Consider the following 18874-nt stretch of genomic DNA (forward strand, 5'->3'; position numbering starts at 1 on the left):
CGAGGTCGATCAGCAGGCGTTGGAGTTGAGATAAGGTTCGGGCATGTCGGATCAGCCATCGCCGACGCGGCGCACCTCGGTTGAGCTCTTCGCGGGTGGCGGTGGCCTGGCCATGGCGGTCCACCGAGCAGGGTTCCAGCCCTTACTCGTCAACGAGTTCATGCGGGCGGCCTGTGACACTCTTGAGGCCAACGGCGCGGTCCCTCGCGGCGAGGAGGAGACGATCCCCGAGTCGGGCGATCCGTGGCCTTTGGTGCGGGGTGACGTTCGTGACCTGAAGATGGGCTACTTAGAAGGTCACGTTGATCTTTTGGCGGGCGGACCGCCGTGTCAGCCGTTCTCTCTGGGTGGCGTCGGTAAAGGCGACGAAGACAAACGGAACATGTTCCCAGAGATGTTCCGGGCGATCCGCGAGATTCAGCCCAAGGCAGTGATCTGCGAGAACGTCCGCGGCCTGCTACGCCCATCGTTCCTTCCGTACTTCGACTACATCCTCCGGGAGCTCGCGCGTCCGTTCGAGGAGCGGGATCCCGCTGCTAGGTGGTATGAGCACGATGCCATCCTCCAGGAGCGCGAGCGGAACGATCACGGCGAGCCTCATGAGCGGTACAACGTCTACAAGTACGAGGTAAACGCGGCCGACTACGGAGTACCCCAGGTCCGCAACCGGGTTATCGTCGTCGCGTTCCGCGCTGATCTGGACATCAACGCGGAGCTCCTGGACCGATGTGTGCGGCCGACGCATTCCGAGGCCGCTTTGCACGCGTCGATCCGGAACGGCAGTTACTGGGAACGCCACTCAACTGTTCCGAAGCACGTGCGAGCGGTTGTCGAAGGAGATCTCCCCGCTGAGCTCCCCATTGACTTGGTCGACGGTCAGCTACCATGGCGCACACTCCGCGACGCGATCGCGGGACTCGACGGCCACTCTGAACCGCCCCTACCGAAGGTGCGCTGGGACCGCCTCGATCGTGTCCAGTACAGCTCGATGCCGGCAGACCATATCGGCTGGCCCGACGCCAGAATCTACGTCGGACATACACCCAATGTTCTCGACCGGCCGGCAAAGACTGTCAAAGCCGGCGTTCACGGTGTTCCAGGCGGAGAGTCGGTCATGCTGACGGACTCCCTGCTGAGGAGGGTCGACCCTCAGTCCGGCCAGCGGTACAGACATCGCTACATGACCGTCCGCGAAACCGCACGGGTCATGACCTTCCCCGATAGCTGGAAGCTCAGCGGACCGCGGGGAGAGCAGATGCGTCAACTCGGTAACGCCGTACCTGTCCTGCTTGGCCATAGGTTCGCCTCTGCGGTTGCTGCGGTTCTGAAAGAGGCCGAGTCCACAGCATGAGCGATGCTCTGCGGCCCCGCGCTGGCGCTCGTCGTGGCCGACCGTTGGCCGCGAGAGAAGCGGAGCAGAATAAAGCGGCCGGCGGGGCGCATCGTCGGCAGGTTCAACTCTCAGAAGGCGTATCGGCTAAAGGAACGATTGACCTTCGTCGCCCGGCCAGTGGGCAGGGCTTCCTGGCCCGACTGCGTTGGCGAGCTAACGGCAAGTCTATCACTCGCTCGCTCGGCCTTGTCGCTGCGGCGAGCCGCTTGACAGCCCTTTCGGATGCCTGGACTTTGGCCAGGAATCGTGGCTGGGTACGCGGCACCGAACTGCCGAGTTCCTCCTGGGCTTCGTCCTCTGAGGTGCGAGCATCCATGCGCGGGAATCGGCACCGCGACACAAGCCCTGAGCTCCGCTTGCGTCGACTGCTGCATAGCCACGGACTGCGCTACCGTGTCTCGGCTCGCCCGCTCCCCCGCTTACCCCGGACCGCGGACATCTTGTTCACTAGAGCGAAGGTCGCGGTCTTCATCGATGGTTGCTACTGGCACGGCTGCGAGGAGCACCACCGCCCATCAATGCGCAATTCTGAGTTCTGGCGCGAGAAGATCGAGGGCAACAAACGCCGTGACCACGATACTAACCGCCGACTCGCCGATGCGGGGTGGACGGTGATCCGCCGCTGGGAACATGATGACGCCGAGGTTGTCGCCGACGAGGTGATTGCGGCGGTCAGTCAACGCTCTGCCTGTGGAACCTAGCTCGAAGGTGCCGATGCCCGACATCTCATTGCCCAAAGACGTTCGTGACTCAGTGCTCACCGAGTTGTACCGGCAGATCGGAGAGCTGCCGTGGATGACGATGCCAGGCCGACACAAGACGCGATGCTACTCCGAATGGATCGAAGACCCTTCGATCGGTGGTGAGCTCGCGGATTACCAGACGGCCGAAGGCATGCGAGTCTGGCTGAAGGACGGCCCGTTGAAGGAGTATGCGCGGGCCATCGAGGGTGCTGGGCCTTACGCTCGCTACACGACGAGACGTCTGACGCCCCCCAATGAGTTTCTGCGGACGCTGCTTGGTCAGGAGTGGCATGTCGATTCCACGAACATCGGCGAGAAGCCAATGCACTGCATGATCTCAAACGGCCACACCGAACGATACGTGTGTTGGGGTGGTCAGAGAACCTATCGCGATCTTCTCTGGGCAGCGATTAACCAGGCGGTGCGACTGCGCGCGGTTCCCCTCATCGTCGTCTACACATTCGAAAGCGAACAGGTCCAGAAGCCCCAGCAGAAACAGCAAGAGTCTCTTGCTGAACACTGCGGCGTTGAGCTCGCCTACGTGGAACGGCACTGGGAAGCGCACGATCCACACTGAGACGTCGTCGACGTCAGCGGACGCCCGCGGCGTCCAGACAATACCTCCAGATCGCTTGCACTTCGGACGGTTCGGGGCGGGTCCGGTTCAGATAGTGGGTGGGGCGGTTTTGGCGGTCGTGCCAGAAGCTGCCGGTTGGGAGGGCGTGGGTTGTTGCCGTCAGCCAGATGGTGGTGTCGGCTCCTTCGGCGGGGGTGCGGAGGAGGGGGCGGGTGAGCTTGGTGAAGAGCGGGAGCGAGCTGGTCAGACCTGGGGTTTGGGACCAGCCGGGGTGCATGGTGGCTACGAAGGTGGGGGCCAGGTGGGTGGCCAGGAGTGGGGTCAGGGCTACTTGGATGCGCTTGGTTCTCGCGTAGGCGGTGGCGGGCTTGTAGGGGGCGTCGCGATACTCGGCGTCGGTCGGGAGGGGCTGGGTGTACATGCCTCCGGAGGCGACCAGGATGACTCGGCCGTTCTCCAGTTGGTCGCGCAGTAGCTCGGTGAGGAGCAGCGGACCGAGGACGTGGGTGGCCAGGGTCAGTTCGTGGCCTTGAGGGGACTCGGTGCGTTTGGCGGGCATGACGCCGGCGTTGTGGATGAGGGCGTGGATCGGTTGCGTTAGCTGGGTGGCGTAGCGGCGTACGGCGTCCAGGTCGGAGACGTCGCACTCGTCGAGTACGAAGGTGGCGTCGGGGATCTCGCCGCGGAGGTCGGCCAGGGCGCGGGCTGCCTTGCCGGCGTCGCGCACGACCAGGCGAACGGTGGCGCCCAGCGCAGCGAGACCGGATGCTGTGGCTTTGCCCAGCCCGCTGCGTGCACCGGTGACCACGACGGTCTTGCCTTGCAGAGCACCCAACGCGGGGTCGTTGGCCGGCCAGGTGCGGCTGCGGAGTCGGTAGCCGAGTTTGGTGTAGCCAGGGATGACGCTGCGGTCCAGGAGCGTGTCCAGGACGGTCATGCCGCGAGCTTTCCCAGGGCGTTGCGGAGGCCTTCTTCGGCTTCTTCGCCGAGCCGGTCGAAGGGCTTGCGGAAGAAGGGTTCGGCCAGGCGGGCCAGGCCTTTCAGCTGGAACTCGGCGCGGTAGCAGATCCGCGTGACGTGCGCCTCGCTGCGGAACGTCATGGTGTCGCGGGCAACGACGGTGCGGTTCTCACCGCGCAGGACGATGCGGCGAGGCCGGATGCATTCCACGACCTCGTAGATCAGGTCGGTCTCGCGGCCGGAGAAGCGGGAGGTGTTGCGGTACGTCGTACCGATGCCGCCGTCGCCCTGCAGGAGCACGGTCCGGACCGTGCCCGGATCCCATTCCTCGGTGGTGCGGAAGTCGGCCAGGTAGTCGAATACGTGCTCGGGGGTGGCCGCGACGGCCACTTCCCGTTCGATGACGATCATCGGGACTCCTCGGCTCGTTCGGCGGCGTGCGCGATGTTGCGTTGCATGCCGCCGAAGACGACGTCGTGGAACGGCCGGATGGCCGCCCAGTACAACTCCCCCGGCAGACCCCGCGGGTGGAACAGCGCGCGCTGCCGGAACAGCGTGCGGCCCTGCTCGTCGGTCCCCGCCTGCAGCTCGAGCCAGGCCTCGCCCGGCAACCGCATCTCGGCCCGCAGCCGCAGCAACCGGCCGCGGTCGAGTGTCTCGACCCGCCACCAGTCCAGCGGATCGCCGACAGACAACGTGTCCGGATGGAGCCGGCCACGCCGCAGACCGGGCCCGCCGACGACCCGGTCGAGCAGGCCGCGGGTCCACCAGCCGAGGCGCCACGAGTACCAGCCGCGGCGACCGCCGATGCCCTCGATGACCTTCCAGAGCTGCGCCGGTGACGCGTCGACCGCGTAGTCGCGTTCGTCGACGTACAGCGAGCCGCCCGACCAGTCCGGATCGCTGGGCAGCGGATCGCTCGGCGCACCCGGTGTCGAGGCGGACGCCCACGACGTGCTCACGTCGAAGTCCTGCACCTTCTTCAGCGCGAGCCCGACCGCGCGCTCGAACCCGATCCCGCCGGCCGGACGCGGCTCGACGTACCGGTCGATGTCATGGTCCTTGCAGACCACCTCGTGTACCAGGCTGTCGACCAATGGCCGTGCGATGCCGCTCGGCACCGGCGTGACCAGACCGACCCAGTGGCTGGACAGACTGGGAGTCAGCAAGGGCACCGTTGCGATCCGGCGCGGACGCAGGCCGGCCACGGCGGCGTACCGCTGCATCATCGCGCGGTACGTCAGCACGTCCGGGCCGCCGATGTCGAAGCCCCGGTTCACCTCGGTCGGCATCCGCGCGGACCCGACGAGGTAGTGCAGTACGTCGCGAACCGCGATCGGCTGGATTCGCGTGTCCAGCCAGCGTGGTGTGATCATCACCGGCAGCCGCTCGGTCAGGTACCGCAGCATCTCGAACGACGCGGACCCCGAGCCGATGATCACTGCCGCCTGCAGCACTGTCGTCGGTACGCCGCTGGCGAGCAGGATCTCCCCCACTTCACGACGCGAGCCGAGGTGCGGGGACAGTTCCTCCCCCTCCGGGTGCAGACCACCCAGGTAGACGATCCGCCCCACACCGGCCTCGCGGGCGGCCGCGCCGAAGGCGAGCGCAGTACGCCGGTCGCGCTCCTCGAACCGTCGACCGGTGCCCATCGAGTGGATCAGGTAGTACGCGACGTCGACGCAGTCCAGCGCCCTGGTCAGGACGGTCGGGTCGGAGGCGTCACCCTCGACAACCTCGATCCGGGTCCGCCATGGGCGCGCGTCCAGCCGCTGCGGATTCCGGGCCAGCACGCGTACGTCGTACCCGGCCGCGAGCAGCTCCGGCACCAGCCGGCCGCCGATGTAGCCGGTGGCTCCGGTCACCAGAACGCGAGTCATCGCTCGGCCCATCGCTCAGCGGCAGACACCGGGTCGGCGTCGACGTACTCTGCGCCGACGGCGGCTGCGAGCTCGACGGACGCGCCGGGCCCTGCCAGTGCGAGGGATCGGTCCGTGGCCAGTCGGACGAGGTCGGTACGCACGGAGTCGAAGCGGGCGGAGTCCGACGCGGAGAGCATCACCAGATCAGGTCCGAGCGCGGCCGCGGTGTTCTCGATGTCGGTCATCGGGGAGTCGGCACCCAGGAAGACCACCCGCCAACCGCACCGACGCAGCACCAGCCCGAACGAGAGCAGGGCGATGTCGTGCAGTTCGCCCGGCGGACAGGCCAGCAGCGCCTGCGGCCCGCGGCCGCCACCCCAGCCCGGCGACAGGGCGGCCAGCCGGGACCGGATGACGTTGCTGGCGAAGTGCTCCTGTCCGACGGTCACCTCACCACGGCCCCACCGGTCGCCGAGGTCGTGCAGATACGGGAGCAGCACGTCACGGATCACTGCCTCGATGGTCAGCGCACCGAACAGCTGGTCCAGTACGACGTGCGCGGCCCGCTCGTCCAGGTCGTCCAGAGCAGCCGCGAGGTTGGCCACCCCGCCGGTCTGTGCCATCTGCACGACCACCGGATCAGGTGCCGGCGCAGCAGCACCGGCCGGCTCAGTCAGTACGGCGCGAGCGGCCTCGGCGGCGGACAGGCCGGCGGCGAGATGCGCGCGCATCCGCTGCACCCGGCGTACGTCGTCCTCGGAGTACAGCCGGAAGCCGCCGGCCGACCGGGCCGGCGACAGCAGGCCGTAGCGGGTCTCCCACGCACGCAGCACGTGCTCGCTGACTCCGGCGCGTTTGCTCAACGCACCGATCCGCAGCCCACCTGACACCGAAGTCTCCACAGAGACACTATACAAAACTTAGACAGACTTTTGACAACCCCCTGGCTACCTGTTTAATCTCTAGACAAACCTTAGACAAACTCTGGAGGCCCTGCTCATGACCGAGTCAGTGGCGGTGATCGGGGCCGGCGTATCCGGCTTGACCGCCGCCTACCTCCTCGCCCGGCGCTTCGACGTCACGTTGTTCGAGGCCGAGCCACGGCTCGGTGGGCACGCGCACACCCACGACATCACCGATCCCGCGGGGCGAGTGCTGGCCGTCGATACCGGCTTCATCGTCCACAACGACCGCACCTATCCCCTGCTGCGCCGGTTGTTCGCCGAGCTGGGCGTCCGGACGCAACCGACCGAGATGAGCATGAGCATCAGCGACCCGGCCTCCGGCCTGGAGTTCGCGGGCGGCCGCGGCCTGGCCGGAGTCTTCGCCCAGCGCCGTCGCCTGGCCGACCCGCGCTTCCTGCGCCTGCTGACCGAAGTACGCCGCTTCCACCGCAGGGCCGCCGGCTACGTGGCGCGGACCGGCGAGGACGACCTGACGACCTTCGGCGAGTTCCTCGAGGCCGAACGCTTCAGCCCGGCCTTCATCCGCTTGTACGCCGTGCCGGTCGTGTCCTGCGTGTGGTCGTGCGGCGGAACGTCGGCGTTGACGTATCCGGCCCGCTACCTGTTCCGCTTCCTCGATCACCACGGCATGCTCTCCATCGGCGGCTCGCCGCAGTGGATGACCGTCAGCGGCGGCTCCCGGCAGTACGTCGACGCGATCGCGCAGCGCCTCGGCGCGATCCACGCGGGGCTGCCGGTCCGGGCAGTGCAACGGCACCCCGACGGCGTCTCGGTGACCGTTGCTGATGGCAACAGTATGGATTTCGACCGGGTGCTGCTGGCGACGCACGCCGACCAGGCGCTGGAGCTGCTCACGGACGCCTCGCCGGCGGAGAAGGCGGTGCTCGGGCCGTTCGAGTACAGCCGCAACGAGACTGTGCTGCACACCGACGTGTCGTTGCTCCCGACAACGAAGAACGCCCGCGCGTCCTGGAACTACGTCGTACGCCGCGGCGCGCCGCTGACGACGTACTGGATGAACCGGTTGCAAGGCCTGCAGACCGAGGAGCCGTACCTGGTCACGCTGAACGGCGCAGAGACGGTCGATCCCGCGAAGGTGATCGCCCGGATGGACTACGAGCACCCGATCTACACCCCGGCCGCAGTCGCCGCGCAGAGCAAGCTGGCGACGTTGAACACCGGCCGGGTCGCGTTCGCGGGTGCGTATCACGGCTGGGGCTTCCATGAGGACGGATGCCGGGCGGGAGTCGGGGCCGCCGAGTCCTTCGGAGTGCGCTGGTGACGGTCGTCGGTCAGGTCCCCACTCTCCCGGCGATCGTCACCGGCTTCGTGCGGCACGGGCGGTCGATCCCGATCCGGCACGCCTTCCGGCACCGGGTCTACCAGTGGCTGGTCGACCTCGACGACCTGCCCCGATTGCCGTGGTACCTGCGCCCGTTGGCTCGCTTCGACGTCCGCGACCACCTCAGCGGCCACGGTCCGACGATCAAGGCCGATCTGCGGCGGTACCTGGCGAGCCATGGCATCGACTTCGACGGCCGGGTCCTGATGCTCGCCAACGCCCGCGTGTTCGGCCACGTCTTCGACCCGATCACCGTGTTCTGGTGCCTCGACAGCCCGTACGTCGTCGCGGAGGTGCACAACACGTACGGCGAACGCCACGCCTACCTGCTCACGCCGGACCGGGATGGCGCGGCCGAGACCGCCAAGGAGCTCTATGTATCGCCGTTCAACGACGTGTCCGGTGACTACCTGCTCCGGTTCGAGCTGGATCGCGGCCGGGTCCGGGTTCAGGTGAGCCTGTCCCGGGCCGGGCGGACGACGTTCGGCGCGAGCTTCGACGGCGTACCGCGACCGGCTACCCGCCGCGCGATCCTGACCGCCGCCGTACGGATGCCGCTGATGCCGCAACGCGTGTCGGCGCTGATCCGGCTGCACGGAGCGTGGCTGTGGGCGCGCCGGCTGCCGGTGGTCAGGCGGCCGGAAGGACTCAGATGATCACCCGGCTGATCGTCGACCGCATCCTCGACCGGGTCCCGGTTCGCGCTGTGTACCCGGACGGCACGGTCCGGGGCGGCGGCGGCCCGGATGCGCCGGTACTGCGGATCATCCGGCCGGGCTCGATGTTCGAGCGGCTCGCGCACAACCCGAAGATCGGTCTCGGCGAGGCCTACATGGCAGGCGACTGGGCAGCTGCCGACGGTACGGATCTCGGTGAGCTGCTGACACCGTTCGCGGCCCAGCTCACTCGGCTCCTGCCGCAGTGGCTGCTGCGCTTCCGTCGGGTCGTCGAGGAGCGCATCCCGGCCCGGCAGCGCAACACGGTCACCGGTGCGCGCGACAACATCAGTGCGCACTACGACCTCAGTAACGCCCTGTTCGCAGCGTTCCTGGACCCTGGGATGACCTACAGCTCCGCCCTGTTCGACCACGACGTACCGCTGTCCGGTCAAGATCTCGAGGAGGCGCAGACCCGCAAGGTCGAGCGGATCCTCGACCAGGCCGGTGTCGGCCCTGGTAGTCACGTGCTCGAGATCGGCATCGGCTGGGGCACGTTGGCCATCGCTGCGGCTCACCGCGGCGCTCACGTCACCGGCATCACCTTGTCGACCGAGCAACTCCAGTTGGCCCGCCGACGGGTCGACGACGCCGGACTCGCCGACCAGGTCGATCTGCGGTTGCAGGACTACCGCGCGGTGACCGGCTCGTACGACGCGATTGTCAGCGTCGAGATGGTCGAGGCCGTCGGCGAGGAGTACTGGCCGGACTACTTCCGCACACTCGACGAGCTGCTGGCACCGGGCGGATCGATCGCGATCCAGGCGATCCTGATGGATCACGACCGGATGTGCGCCACCAGGAAGTCGTACGGCTGGATCCAGAAGTACATCTTCCCCGGTGGGCTGATCCCGTCCCGGACCGCGATCGACGAGGCGCTGGCGCGGTACACCACCCTCGGGGTGGCTGGCGATCACCGGTTCGGGCCGGACTACGCCGAGACGCTGCGACGCTGGCGGCGGCAGTTTGCAGCGAACTGGCCGGTGGTCCGCGCACAGGGCTTCGACGAGACGTTCCGGCGGACCTGGGAGTACTACCTGGCCTACAGCGAAGCCGGCTTTGCCTCCGGCTACCTCGACGTCGGCCAACTGCTGCTCAGGCGGTCCGATCGCCGCCCGGGGTCCGGCCGAACGCCTGATGGTAGGTCCGGGTGAAGTGTGCCGCACTGGTGTAGCCGACCTGAAAGGCGACCTCGGCCGCGGTCAGGGACTGGGTGCGGAGGAGGACTCTGGCCTCCTGCAGGCGGATCTGCTTCTGGAACTGGATCGGAGTCATCGAGGTCGCGGCGCGGAAGTGGCGGTGGAAGGTCGACGGGCTCATGCCGGCCAGCTCGGCGAGGTCTGCGACCAGGAGCGGCTCGTTGTGGTGGCGGCGGATCCAGCTGATCGCCCGCGAGATGTGCGCGAGCATGCCGTCGGCCAGGCCGATCTGCCGGACCAGGCCGCCCTGTTCACCGGTCAGCAGCCGCCAGAGGATCTCGCGCCGGATCCCCGGCGCGAGGACCCGTACGTCATCCGGCCGGTCGGCGATGCGCAACAGCCGGACGACGGGATCGAGCAGGTCGGCTGTCGCGTCGCTGACGACCAGACCGGCGTACTGCGGGGGTCGCTCCGGGGTGTCGAGGAGCAGTGGGGCGATCTCGACCGGGTCCAGTCGCAGGCTGACCACGGTGAACGGTTCGTCCGGGCTCGCCTTCAGCGCCTGGCCGACCACCGGCAGATCCAATGACGTGACGAGGAACTGGCCGGCGCCGTACTCGTAGGCGACCCCGTTCAGCATGGTGCGTTTGACGCCCGAGGCAACGACCGCGACCGACGGCTGCGCGATGCCGCCGGTCAACTCGGTCGGTTCGTCGCGCCTGCTGACCTGCATCCCGTCGATCAGGTGCACGCTGTCGCCGCGCTGACCGACCGTGTGCCGAATGATGAGAGCCTGGAGCTCGTCGAGCAGGTCCACCCCTCCAGTGGAGCGAACTCGGCAGGATCGCGCAAGCCGGTGCCAGCATCGTGCTCACGCCCGGGCGTCCGCGGGTGCTCTGATCGAGAGGTAGGCACTCTCGAGAAAGGCACCATCCCGTGAAACGCAGAATCCTCGGCGCCACCGGCATCTCGGTCAGCGACATCGCCCTCGGCGCGATGATGTTCGGCGCGATGGGCAATCAGGACCACGAGGACTCGGTCCGGATCATCCACCGCGCCCTCGACGCCGGCATCAACCTCGTCGACACCGCCGACGTGTACTCCGGCGGCGAGTCCGAGGAGATCGTCGGTACGGCGATCCGCGGCCGGCGCGACGACGTCGTACTGGCGAGCAAGTTCGGTCTGCCGATGGGCGCGGACCCGAATCAGCGCGGAGCCTCCCGGCGCTGGATCATGCAGTCGGTCGAGAACAGCCTGCGCCGGCTCGGCACCGATCACCTCGATCTGTACCAGCTGCACCGGCCGGACCACGACACCGATCCCGCGGAGACGTTGTCCGCGCTGTCCGATCTGGTGCAGGCGGGGAAGATCCGGGCCTTCGGTTCGTCGATGTTCCCGGCGGAGACGATCGTCGAGGCGCAGTGGTCCGCGGAGCGCCACGGCGCGCACCGGTTCCTGACCGAGCAGACCATGTACTCGATCCTCACCCGGCGCCCGGAGGCGTCCGTGTTCCCGGTGACTCAGCAGCACGGGCTGGGCGTACTCACCTTCAGCCCGCTGAACAGCGGTTGGCTGTCCGGCCGGGCGAACCCGGCGTCGTCGCACCGGGCGTCGACGCGGCCGGACCACTACGACCCCTCGACCCCGACCGGTCAGGCCAAGACCGCGGCGGTGGCGAAGCTCAGCGCGTTGGCCGACGAGGCCGGGATGACCCTGCCGCACCTGGCCATCGCCTTCGTTCGCGCGCACCCGGCCGTGACGTCCGTGCTGATCGGTCCGCGTACGCAGGAGCAACTCGACAGCCTGTTGCCGGCTGCGGAGATCGAGCTGTCCGGCGACATCCTCGACCGGATCGACGAGATCGTTGCACCAGGCACCGAACTGGACCCGGCCGACAACTACGCCGCCACCCCGCCGGCGATCGAGCACGCCCACGTCCGCCGCCGCTCCTAGACGTCGGGGAGCGCGATGAAGGACAGCGTCACGCGGTCCTTGCCCGGGGCTTCGCTCAGGTGCGGCTCGATGACGGCGTTGACGCCGTCGCGGATCGCGTCGAGGTCTTCGGGACCGACATACAGGGCCAGTTGGCTGTAGCCGAGCTGGGGCAGACGGGCTTCCAGGTCGCCGCGCTCGACCGCTCGGTCGAAGTCCGCGGCCAGGCCGGTGAGCAGCAGCAGGAACGCCTGGCGATGCTGTTCGGGCGTCATCGCGCGGGCCTCGCGCTCGTCGATCCGGCCGACCTTGGTCTGGTCCAGGCTGAGCGTGCGCTCCGTCGTACCGCGGATCTTGCGCTCGCGGACGACGGTCAGGTAGCCGGCGTCGATCAGCGCGGCGACGTGCCGGTAGAGCGTGGTGGCCGGGATGTCCGGGAGGTCGCGTTTCAGGTCGGTCGTGGTCACCTCACGCCCGAGCACCCGCTGCGCGATGCGCCAGCGGATCGGGTGCAGCAGGACGTCCAGCACCGGGGTCGGCGACTCCGCCATCGGCTCTCCATCAGGGTTCTTTCGGGGTATCCATTGATACCAATGCTGGTAATAATAGCGGCAACGGAAGCATTCCAACTCGCCCGAGGAGACGTTGACGTGTCGCTCACCCGTCGTACCGTGCTCAAGGCCGCAGCTGCCGCTGTGCCGATCGCAGCATTACCTACTCTGCCCGCGTCCGCCCGTACTGCGAGGGAGCCCGCCGCGATCGGGTGGCTGGCCGAGAAGATCGAGGCGGGGATGGCGAAGTACGCGATCCCCGGCGCCGGGCTCGGTGTCTGGTACCGCGGCCGCGAGTACGTCCGCGGTTTCGGGGTGACCAGCGTCGACACGCAGGAAGCGGTGTCCGCCGACACCGTGTTCCGGATCGGCTCGACCACGAAGACCTTCACCGCGACCGCGATCATGCGGCTGGTCGAGCGTGGCAGGATCAGCCTCGACCGGCCGGTCCGCGCGTACCTGCCCGCCTTCCGGACCCAGGACGCGTCGGTCTCCGCACGGGTCACCGTTCGCCAGCTGCTGAACCACTCCGCCGGCTGGCAGGGCGACTACTTCCAGGACACCGGTGATGGCGACGACGCGCTGACCCGGTACGTCGCCGGGATGGCCGCAGTACCGCAGCTGACCCCGCTCGGGAAGGTCTTCTCGTACAACAACGCCGCGATCGGCGTGGCCGGCCTGATCCTCGAGACGGTGTACGGGAAGCCGTACGAGACCGCCGTTCGCGAGCTCGTCATCGACCCGCTCGGCCTGGACCACAGCCGGTTCTTCCGCAGCGAGCTCGGCGGCTTCAGCGTTGCCGCGTCGCACAACATCGTCGACGGCAAGCCGGTCGTCGAGCCGGCCTTCGACCGCGTCCCGCGGGGTCTGCACGCGGCCGGCGGCCTGATCTCGAGCGCCCGCGACCAGCTCCGGTACGCGCAGTACCACCTGGGCCACCGGGGACTGCCGCACCTGCTGAGCGAGCGCGGCCGGATCGCGATGCAGTCCAACCCCGGGCCGGGCGGCACGTTGTTCGTCGAGCTGAACGGGCCCGGGGTCTCGTGGATGCTGCGGCCGACCGCCGAAGGCCCGACGGTCGTCCAGCACGGTGGCGACTGGTCCGGTCAGCACTCAGGCTTCCTGATGGTCCCCGAGCGCGACTTCGCCATCACCCTGCTCACGAACTCGGAGAGCGGTCCCGCACTGGTGGCTGAGCTGTTCGCCGACGACTGGGCTTTGCAGGAGTTCGCCGGGGTCAGCAACCTGCCCGCCGTACCGCGTGAGCTGCCGCCTCGGAAGCTGGCTGCCTACGAGGGTTCCTATGTGTCGCAGCAGATCGGGTTCGACGGGAAGCCGAGCGAATTCGGACTCGACCTGGTCGCCGGCGACGGCGAACTGGTGGCCAGTCTGGAAGGCGAGGTCGCGCTCCGGCTGCCCTTCTACCGCAACGACTACGTCCTCGCCCTCGACCCGGCCGGACAGCCGACGCACACCCGCGCCAACTTCGTCCGCGGCAAGGACGGCTCGGTCGAATGGCTCCGGTACGGCGGCCGCCTGTTCCGCCACAACCCCGCCGGCACCCGCAAGGTGCGCCCGGCCAACCTGCACCAGCGCCTGCTCTAGGCGGGCTCGACCAACCGGATCCGGCGGGCCGCTGCCGTGATGAGGGCAACAACGGCGGACGGATCGTCGCTCATCGGGACGTGACCGCAGCCGGGCAACAGCTCGATCCGGGTTCCGGGCGGGAGCTGCTCGACGTGTCGCGACTGCCGGCGCAACAGCAGATCCCGCGAGCCGAAGGCAACCGTGATCGGCACCTCCGGCCCCGGCCAAGCCAGGTAGTGCCGATCACGGGCGGCATGGAGGGCGGCGTCGAATCCGGCGCCGGTCGCCATGTCCCACACCATCGCCCGCGCCAGCTCGGGACTCATCCGGAACGGCCGGCCGACGACTTGGCGCAGTACGACGGCACGTCCGAACCTGTGGTCCACCAGCCGCGACAGTGGCTCGACCCACTGTCGTGCGAGCCATCTGGTGGCCCGCAGGCTGATCCGGTTGTACAGCGGCGTCCGTCCCGGCCAGAGGCCTGCGGGTGAGATCAGCACGACTGCGGCGGTCGGTCTGACTTCGGCCAGTTCGAGCGCGACCCACCCGCCGAGCGAGTTCCCGGCGACAACGGGCGCCATGATGCCGAGCTCGTCGAGCAGGGCGGCGACCGCATCCGCCAGCGCCGCCGGATGCGGTTCCGCCCCTGCCGCCAGCGGTGGCGACTCCCCGAAGCCGGGCAGATCGACGGCGATGACGTCGAAGCGCTCGGCCAGTCCGTCGATCACCGGAGACCACGCTCGGTGCGACATTCCGATGCCGTGCAACAGCACCAGCGGCGGTCCGGTCCCGGTTCGGCGAAAGGCGAGCCGGGTCATCGTCAGGCCCCTTCCTGAACCTGGAAGATCTCGTCCGCGACGAGACCGTGCGCTTCGCGGTGCACCATCGACGCCGCGTCCGCCGACGGGGCCTCGACCAGGCAGAACACCTTGCCGAGGGGCTCGTTCACCCAGTACCGCAGGTAGCGCACCTGGTAACCGGCTTCGGTCTGCAGGTCGGCGGCGTGGGCCTTGGCGACGTCATCTGCCGAGACGCCGTCGGTGATGTGGTGGATGTCCATGTACAGCGGCATGATTCGCTCTCTTTCGTTCGTTGGTTCCTGCCACAACGAACGTAGGGCGGCGACGGCGTGCGAGAGATCGGTAGCGACTGCCCAGGTTCTGCGGTCGGCGACCTAGTTTTCGAGCAGACCGCGGCGACGGGCTTCGGCTGCGACGAGCGTTCGCGATCCGACTCCCAGCTTGGCGAGGATCGCGGCGACGTGGTGCTCGACGGTCCGTGGCGAGATCACCAGCTGCGCGGAGATGGTCGCGTTCGACTGGCCGGCCGCGACCAGCGTCATCACCTCGCGCTCGCGGCGGGTCATGCCGGCGGCGTCCGACCGGGTCGACGGATGCGCGCCGGAAGGGATCGCGCGCAGACCGAGCCGGCGCATCCGTCGCCGCGTCAGCCTCGCGGCGGCGACCGCTCCGACCGCGTCGAAGCGGCGGAGCGCCTCCCGCATCCCCGGCTCCGAACCGGAGTCGAGCAGCGCGAGTGCGGCGTCGTACGAACTCCCGATGCCTTCCCACAGTTCGGCCGCACGATCGAAGTCCCCGCTCACCGAGCGAGCGTACGGCTCCGGGAGTCTGGTCGACGATGGTGTGGCGCCGAGACGTGCCTGCCAGATCGCGATCTGTCCTTGGATCCAGCTGTGGGCCCGATCGACATGGACGCTCCCGACAGTGACGTCCTGCCGTGCGGTGGCGAGATCCCCCGCCAGCCAGTGCGCCTCCGCCCGCGCGGACCGGGCGAGTCCGATCAGGTCCGGACGCCCGGTCGCGTCGGCACTGGTGACCGCTTCGTCCAAGTCAGGCCATGGGTCACCGTCGCCCCGCCGGGCAAGGATCCGGCCTGCCACGATGGCGGCGGAGAGCCGGTTGAACGGCGAGGCGCCGCTGGCGAGAACCTGCCGGCTCACGTCGAGCGCCTCGTCCCACCGGCCTATGCCCAGCAGGATCTCGCCCCAGGTGACCTGCAGGGAGAATCCCAGCCGGACCAGGTTGTGGTCCTCGCAGAAGGCCGCACCCAACGCGTAGTAGGACTCGGCCTCGGCGAACCGGCCGAAGTCGCACAGCGCGCTACTCAGGTTCGCGTAGGCACGCGCTGTCTGCTCGTGGGCTCCGAGATCCATCGCGATGTCCAGCGCGCGATGCAGCAGAGGCATCCACTCCTCGCCGGCCGTCCATGCGACGACGGCACCCGTGTTCGCCACGTCGCTGCGAACCTCCGGTAGATCCAGTACGTCGACCAGGTCGCCGGCCTGCTGCAGCAAGACCGACGCCGCCTCGATCTCACCGTGGTGACTCTGCAACTGCGCCAGATGTGCGTACGCGCGGGCGAGCTCGGGCGTCGCGCTGCTGTCGCGGACGACGTCGACGGCCGCGACGGCAAGCTCCATCGATTCCGGGCCTCGACACAGTCGCCACATCGTTGCCGACAGTGCACGCATCGCCTCACTCTCGCGGAGCGGATCGGCCACCGTGGTCCACAGCTCCAGCGCCCGCCGACCCGCGTCGAGGGCCAGCTCCCAGTGTTCGATCACCGATGCCTCGGCCGCGAGCCGCGAGTACAGGTCGGCAGCCGTTCGCGGTACGACGTGGTCGGCGAACCGCAACGCCGCCTCGAAGTGCTCGACAGCCTCCCGGTGTGCGCCGAGACCGGCCGCCCGATCCCCCGCGGCCGGCGCATAACGCAGTAAGGCGTCCCGGTCGCCCGCGCCGTCGGCGTGAAAAGCCAGCACCGCCTCATCGGCGTCTGAGCGCTGCAGCGCTGCGAGGAGCTGGGCGTGGATCGCAGACTTGCGATGCACGGGGATCTCGCTCTCCACCGCACGCCGGTTGATCTCGTGGCGGAACCGCAGCGATCTCGCCTCGCTGACCAGCGCACCGGCGAGGACAAGCTCGTCGAGATCACTGTTTGGGATGCCCAACGACTCGAGCAGACTCAGCTCGACGCGGAATCCGGCGACGGCCACGACGTCGAGCACAGCCCGCGCCGAGTCACTCAGCCGTGCGAAGCGTGCGAGAACGGCGTCGCGCGCGGAAGCGGGCAACTCGCTCCCGGACTGCACGACCTCCTGGACGAAGAACGCGTTCCCGCCGCTCAGGCGGTAGACGTCCTCGGCCGCAAGTCCACTGTCGGCGGCAAGGATCGCGACCGCGTCGGCCGACAGCGCGGGAACGGTCACCCGACGCATCGCCCGCTCACCGGCAAGTCCGCCCAGGGTGATGCGCAGCGCCTCGTCCGACCGGATCGCGTCGTCGCGAAAGGTGACGAGGAGCAACGATCGCGTCGTCCGGATGCGGCGGCCGAGGAACCGGACGAGGTCGAGCGTGGACTCGTCGGCCCAGTGCAGATCCTCGATCGCGACGACGACCGGCGGACCCGGGGCCGACAGGCGGCGGAGCAGGACGGTGAACAACTCGTCGCGTCCCGCATCGCGGTTGCACGCCTCGAGCAACTCACCGCCCAACTGCTCAGCGATCTCGAACAACGGGCCGAGTGGTCTGGGAGTGATCAAGCCGTCGCAGGTCCCCGCGACCCAGTCGACATCGTCGAGATCTTCTCGAAGCTGCTCCAGCAGAGCGGACTTGCCGGCGCCGGCCTCGCCCGAGACGAGTACCACCCGTCCCTCACCGGCTCGGGCTTGTGCCGCGTACTGCGTCAACGCCTCCAGAGCGCTGCCCCGCTCGAGCAACAGCATGAGGCCAGTGTGGGACCGGTTCAGACCACCGTAAACACCAGGCACCGGAATGGGTGGCCCGGCCGGAAAGGTAGGTGGACCGCTCGCCGAGATGGGCATCGGATGCCGATTCGCGCCGCCGTGCAGCTGCCTGACGCTCGTCCCAGGAGCGGTTGTCGCTCCACTCGGAGACGGAGGAATCATGCATCCCTACATCGGCAAGGCACTGGCAGAAGCACGGCAGGACGAGCTGCTCCGGCAGGCGGAGCAGCATCGCCTCGTCCGTACGGCGCGAGCGGGCCGGCCGTCCTGGCCCCTGCGATGGCTGCGGGCGCTCCGCCGGCGACCTTCAGGCGGTCTCGACCATCCAGAGGTGGCCGTCGGGGTCGGTGAACGTGGCGAAGTAGGCCCAGGGTTTCCGGGCCGGTTCGGTGACGAGCTTGGCGCCGGCAGCCACCGCTCTGGCTACTAGGGCACCGACGGCCGCCTCGTTGTCGGCGTGGACGGTGAGGATGCATTCGCTGGTGCCGGGCGGGGTGGCCGGCTGGTCGCCGAGCACCCATCCAAAGCCCTCGGTCGGGATCAGCATCATGGTGACGTCGTCCGTCAGGGCGAACTGCAGGGGTTCTGGGATGCCGTCCTCGGCCGGCTCGCCGACCGGCGTCAGGCCGAGGGCCTCCTGGTAGAAGGCGTACGAGCGGGGCCGGTCCTCGATCGGGAGGCTGATGATCATCGGGTCACTCCAGCGGTGAATCGGGCGGCGTCGGAGCCGCTCAGGTGGTTCGGTGGCAGGGTACGGCCGCAGATGACCAGGAGGAGGTCCTGGGCGGCGCCGGTGAGCGGTGCGCCGGTGCCGTAGGTCCATTCGAGGTCGGTCGCCTGCAGTTGGACGCCGGTGAGGTCGACGCCGAAGTACTTGACCTGCTTGGGATTCAGGTCGTCCAGGATGTGGTGCATCCGCTCGGCAGGGATCTGACGATCGATGCCCAGCGCAACGGTCACGTCGAGGCCGTGGATCACGTCGTGCGAGAGTGCACCCACAGAGCCACCACATGGCGGCTTCCACGGGTGGTTGACGTTCTGGCGGAGACAGTCGACCAGATCCTCTGCAGACAACGCGTCTGCGTCCGCGCGGGCCTGCCGGTCGGCGTACCGGTCGAACTTGCCGCCTGCCTTGATCAGTCCGGCCAGGAACCGCGGCATGGAGATCCGGTACGGCATGGTGATGTGAGCAACCAGCTCCCGGACCCGCCAGCCCTTGCACAACGTAGCTTTGTCCCAGTCCTCCTCCGGCAGCCCGGCCAGCACGTCCGCCAGCTCGGTCCGCTCGCCTGCGACCGCGCTTCTGATATCCGTCATACCCCACCGACGAACGCGAATCGC

Annotated in this window: 19 protein-coding genes; 8 read left to right on the plus strand and 11 right to left on the minus strand. The window is 68.5% G+C overall.

Annotation, left to right across the window (positions count from 1 at the left end; translation table 11 throughout):
• The first annotated feature begins 43 nt into the window (after window positions 1–43).
• From OHA18_RS02665 to OHA18_RS02675, 3 genes are read left to right on the plus strand one after another with little or no spacing between them, the layout of a single operon-like run.
• On the plus strand, window positions 44–1351 hold the full coding sequence (locus tag OHA18_RS02665; RefSeq protein WP_329001919.1) for a DNA cytosine methyltransferase: 1308 nt from the start codon (window positions 44–46) through the stop codon (window positions 1349–1351).
• Entirely contained in the window at window positions 1348–2094 is a 747-nt protein-coding gene (locus tag OHA18_RS02670) for a very short patch repair endonuclease (RefSeq protein WP_329001920.1), read from the plus strand. The genes OHA18_RS02665 and OHA18_RS02670 overlap by 4 nt, the downstream gene beginning before the upstream one ends.
• 13 nt (window positions 2095–2107) lie before the next feature.
• The gene (locus OHA18_RS02675; RefSeq protein ID WP_329001921.1) at window positions 2108–2713 is read left to right on the plus strand and encodes a hypothetical protein; all 606 of its coding nucleotides are present in this window, start codon (window positions 2108–2110) and stop codon (window positions 2711–2713) included.
• Between the two features lie 13 nt (window positions 2714–2726).
• On the opposite strand, the gene OHA18_RS02680 is transcribed toward OHA18_RS02675, so the two are convergent.
• The 4 genes from OHA18_RS02680 to OHA18_RS02695 are packed head-to-tail and all read right to left on the minus strand — an operon-like array spanning window position 2727 to window position 6437.
• A complete protein-coding gene (locus tag OHA18_RS02680; RefSeq protein ID WP_329001922.1) occupies window positions 2727–3650 on the minus strand; it encodes an SDR family NAD(P)-dependent oxidoreductase in 924 nt (307 codons plus the stop codon).
• Window positions 3647–4084: an SRPBCC family protein gene (locus OHA18_RS02685; protein WP_329001923.1), complete on the minus strand. Its 438-nt coding sequence runs from the start codon at window positions 4082–4084 to the stop codon at window positions 3647–3649. Before OHA18_RS02685 ends, OHA18_RS02680 begins: the two co-directional genes overlap by 4 nt.
• The gene (locus OHA18_RS02690) at window positions 4081–5553 is read right to left on the minus strand and encodes an SDR family oxidoreductase (protein ID WP_329001924.1); all 1473 of its coding nucleotides are present in this window, start codon (window positions 5551–5553) and stop codon (window positions 4081–4083) included. The genes OHA18_RS02685 and OHA18_RS02690 overlap by 4 nt, the downstream gene beginning before the upstream one ends.
• Window positions 5550–6437 carry a MerR family transcriptional regulator gene (locus OHA18_RS02695; protein ID WP_329001925.1) on the minus strand — a complete coding sequence of 296 codons (888 nt, stop codon included), beginning with the start codon at window positions 6435–6437 and terminating at the stop codon, window positions 5550–5552. Before OHA18_RS02695 ends, OHA18_RS02690 begins: the two co-directional genes overlap by 4 nt.
• A gap of 97 nt (window positions 6438–6534) precedes the next feature.
• Here OHA18_RS02695 and OHA18_RS02700 point away from each other — a divergent pair, with 97 nt between their 5' ends.
• From OHA18_RS02700 to OHA18_RS02710, 3 genes are read left to right on the plus strand one after another with little or no spacing between them, the layout of a single operon-like run.
• Window positions 6535–7782, plus strand: coding sequence for an NAD(P)/FAD-dependent oxidoreductase (locus OHA18_RS02700; RefSeq protein WP_329001927.1), 1248 nt, complete (start codon window positions 6535–6537; stop codon window positions 7780–7782).
• Entirely contained in the window at window positions 7779–8498 is a 720-nt protein-coding gene (locus tag OHA18_RS02705; RefSeq protein WP_329001928.1) for a DUF1365 domain-containing protein, read from the plus strand. The genes OHA18_RS02700 and OHA18_RS02705 overlap by 4 nt, the downstream gene beginning before the upstream one ends.
• Complete coding sequence (locus tag OHA18_RS02710; protein WP_329001929.1) at window positions 8495–9712, plus strand: cyclopropane-fatty-acyl-phospholipid synthase family protein; 1218 nt, start codon at window positions 8495–8497, stop codon at window positions 9710–9712. The genes OHA18_RS02705 and OHA18_RS02710 overlap by 4 nt, the downstream gene beginning before the upstream one ends.
• Here the strand turns inward: OHA18_RS02710 and OHA18_RS02715 are convergent.
• The gene (locus tag OHA18_RS02715) at window positions 9654–10514 is read right to left on the minus strand and encodes an AraC family transcriptional regulator (RefSeq protein WP_329001930.1); all 861 of its coding nucleotides are present in this window, start codon (window positions 10512–10514) and stop codon (window positions 9654–9656) included. The two genes, OHA18_RS02710 and OHA18_RS02715, sit on opposite strands and share 59 nt — an antisense overlap.
• A 119-nt stretch (window positions 10515–10633) precedes the next feature.
• On the opposite strand from OHA18_RS02715, the gene OHA18_RS02720 reads away from it, so the two are divergent.
• Window positions 10634–11650: an aldo/keto reductase gene (locus OHA18_RS02720; protein ID WP_329001931.1), complete on the plus strand. Its 1017-nt coding sequence runs from the start codon at window positions 10634–10636 to the stop codon at window positions 11648–11650.
• Here the strand turns inward: OHA18_RS02720 and OHA18_RS02725 are convergent.
• On the minus strand, window positions 11647–12180 hold the full coding sequence (locus OHA18_RS02725; protein ID WP_329001932.1) for a helix-turn-helix domain-containing protein: 534 nt from the start codon (window positions 12178–12180) through the stop codon (window positions 11647–11649). The genes OHA18_RS02720 and OHA18_RS02725 overlap by 4 nt on opposite strands.
• A gap of 99 nt (window positions 12181–12279) precedes the next feature.
• Between OHA18_RS02725 and OHA18_RS02730 the strand changes: the two genes are divergently transcribed.
• Complete coding sequence (locus OHA18_RS02730; protein WP_329001933.1) at window positions 12280–13785, plus strand: serine hydrolase domain-containing protein; 1506 nt, start codon at window positions 12280–12282, stop codon at window positions 13783–13785.
• On the opposite strand, the gene OHA18_RS02735 is transcribed toward OHA18_RS02730, so the two are convergent.
• The 5 genes from OHA18_RS02735 to OHA18_RS02755 form a co-directional block, all read right to left on the minus strand.
• Window positions 13782–14585: an alpha/beta fold hydrolase gene (locus OHA18_RS02735; RefSeq protein WP_329001935.1), complete on the minus strand. Its 804-nt coding sequence runs from the start codon at window positions 14583–14585 to the stop codon at window positions 13782–13784. The two genes, OHA18_RS02730 and OHA18_RS02735, sit on opposite strands and share 4 nt — an antisense overlap.
• Before the next feature lie 2 nt (window positions 14586–14587).
• Window positions 14588–14839, minus strand: a complete 252-nt coding sequence (locus OHA18_RS02740; RefSeq protein WP_329001936.1) for a DUF4242 domain-containing protein — start codon at window positions 14837–14839, stop codon at window positions 14588–14590.
• A 102-nt stretch (window positions 14840–14941) separates the two neighbouring features.
• Window positions 14942–17512 (minus strand): ATP-binding protein, encoded by a 2571-nt coding sequence (locus tag OHA18_RS02745; protein ID WP_329001937.1) that lies wholly within the window; start codon window positions 17510–17512, stop codon window positions 14942–14944.
• A 328-nt stretch (window positions 17513–17840) separates the two neighbouring features.
• Window positions 17841–18224: a VOC family protein gene (locus tag OHA18_RS02750; protein WP_329001939.1), complete on the minus strand. Its 384-nt coding sequence runs from the start codon at window positions 18222–18224 to the stop codon at window positions 17841–17843.
• Window positions 18221–18850, minus strand: a complete 630-nt coding sequence (locus OHA18_RS02755) for a maleylpyruvate isomerase family mycothiol-dependent enzyme (RefSeq protein WP_329001940.1) — start codon at window positions 18848–18850, stop codon at window positions 18221–18223. Before OHA18_RS02755 ends, OHA18_RS02750 begins: the two co-directional genes overlap by 4 nt.
• Window positions 18851–18874 lie beyond the last annotated feature (24 nt).

The organism is Kribbella sp. NBC_00709 (assembly GCF_036226565.1).
Lineage (GTDB): Bacteria > Actinomycetota > Actinomycetes > Propionibacteriales > Kribbellaceae > Kribbella.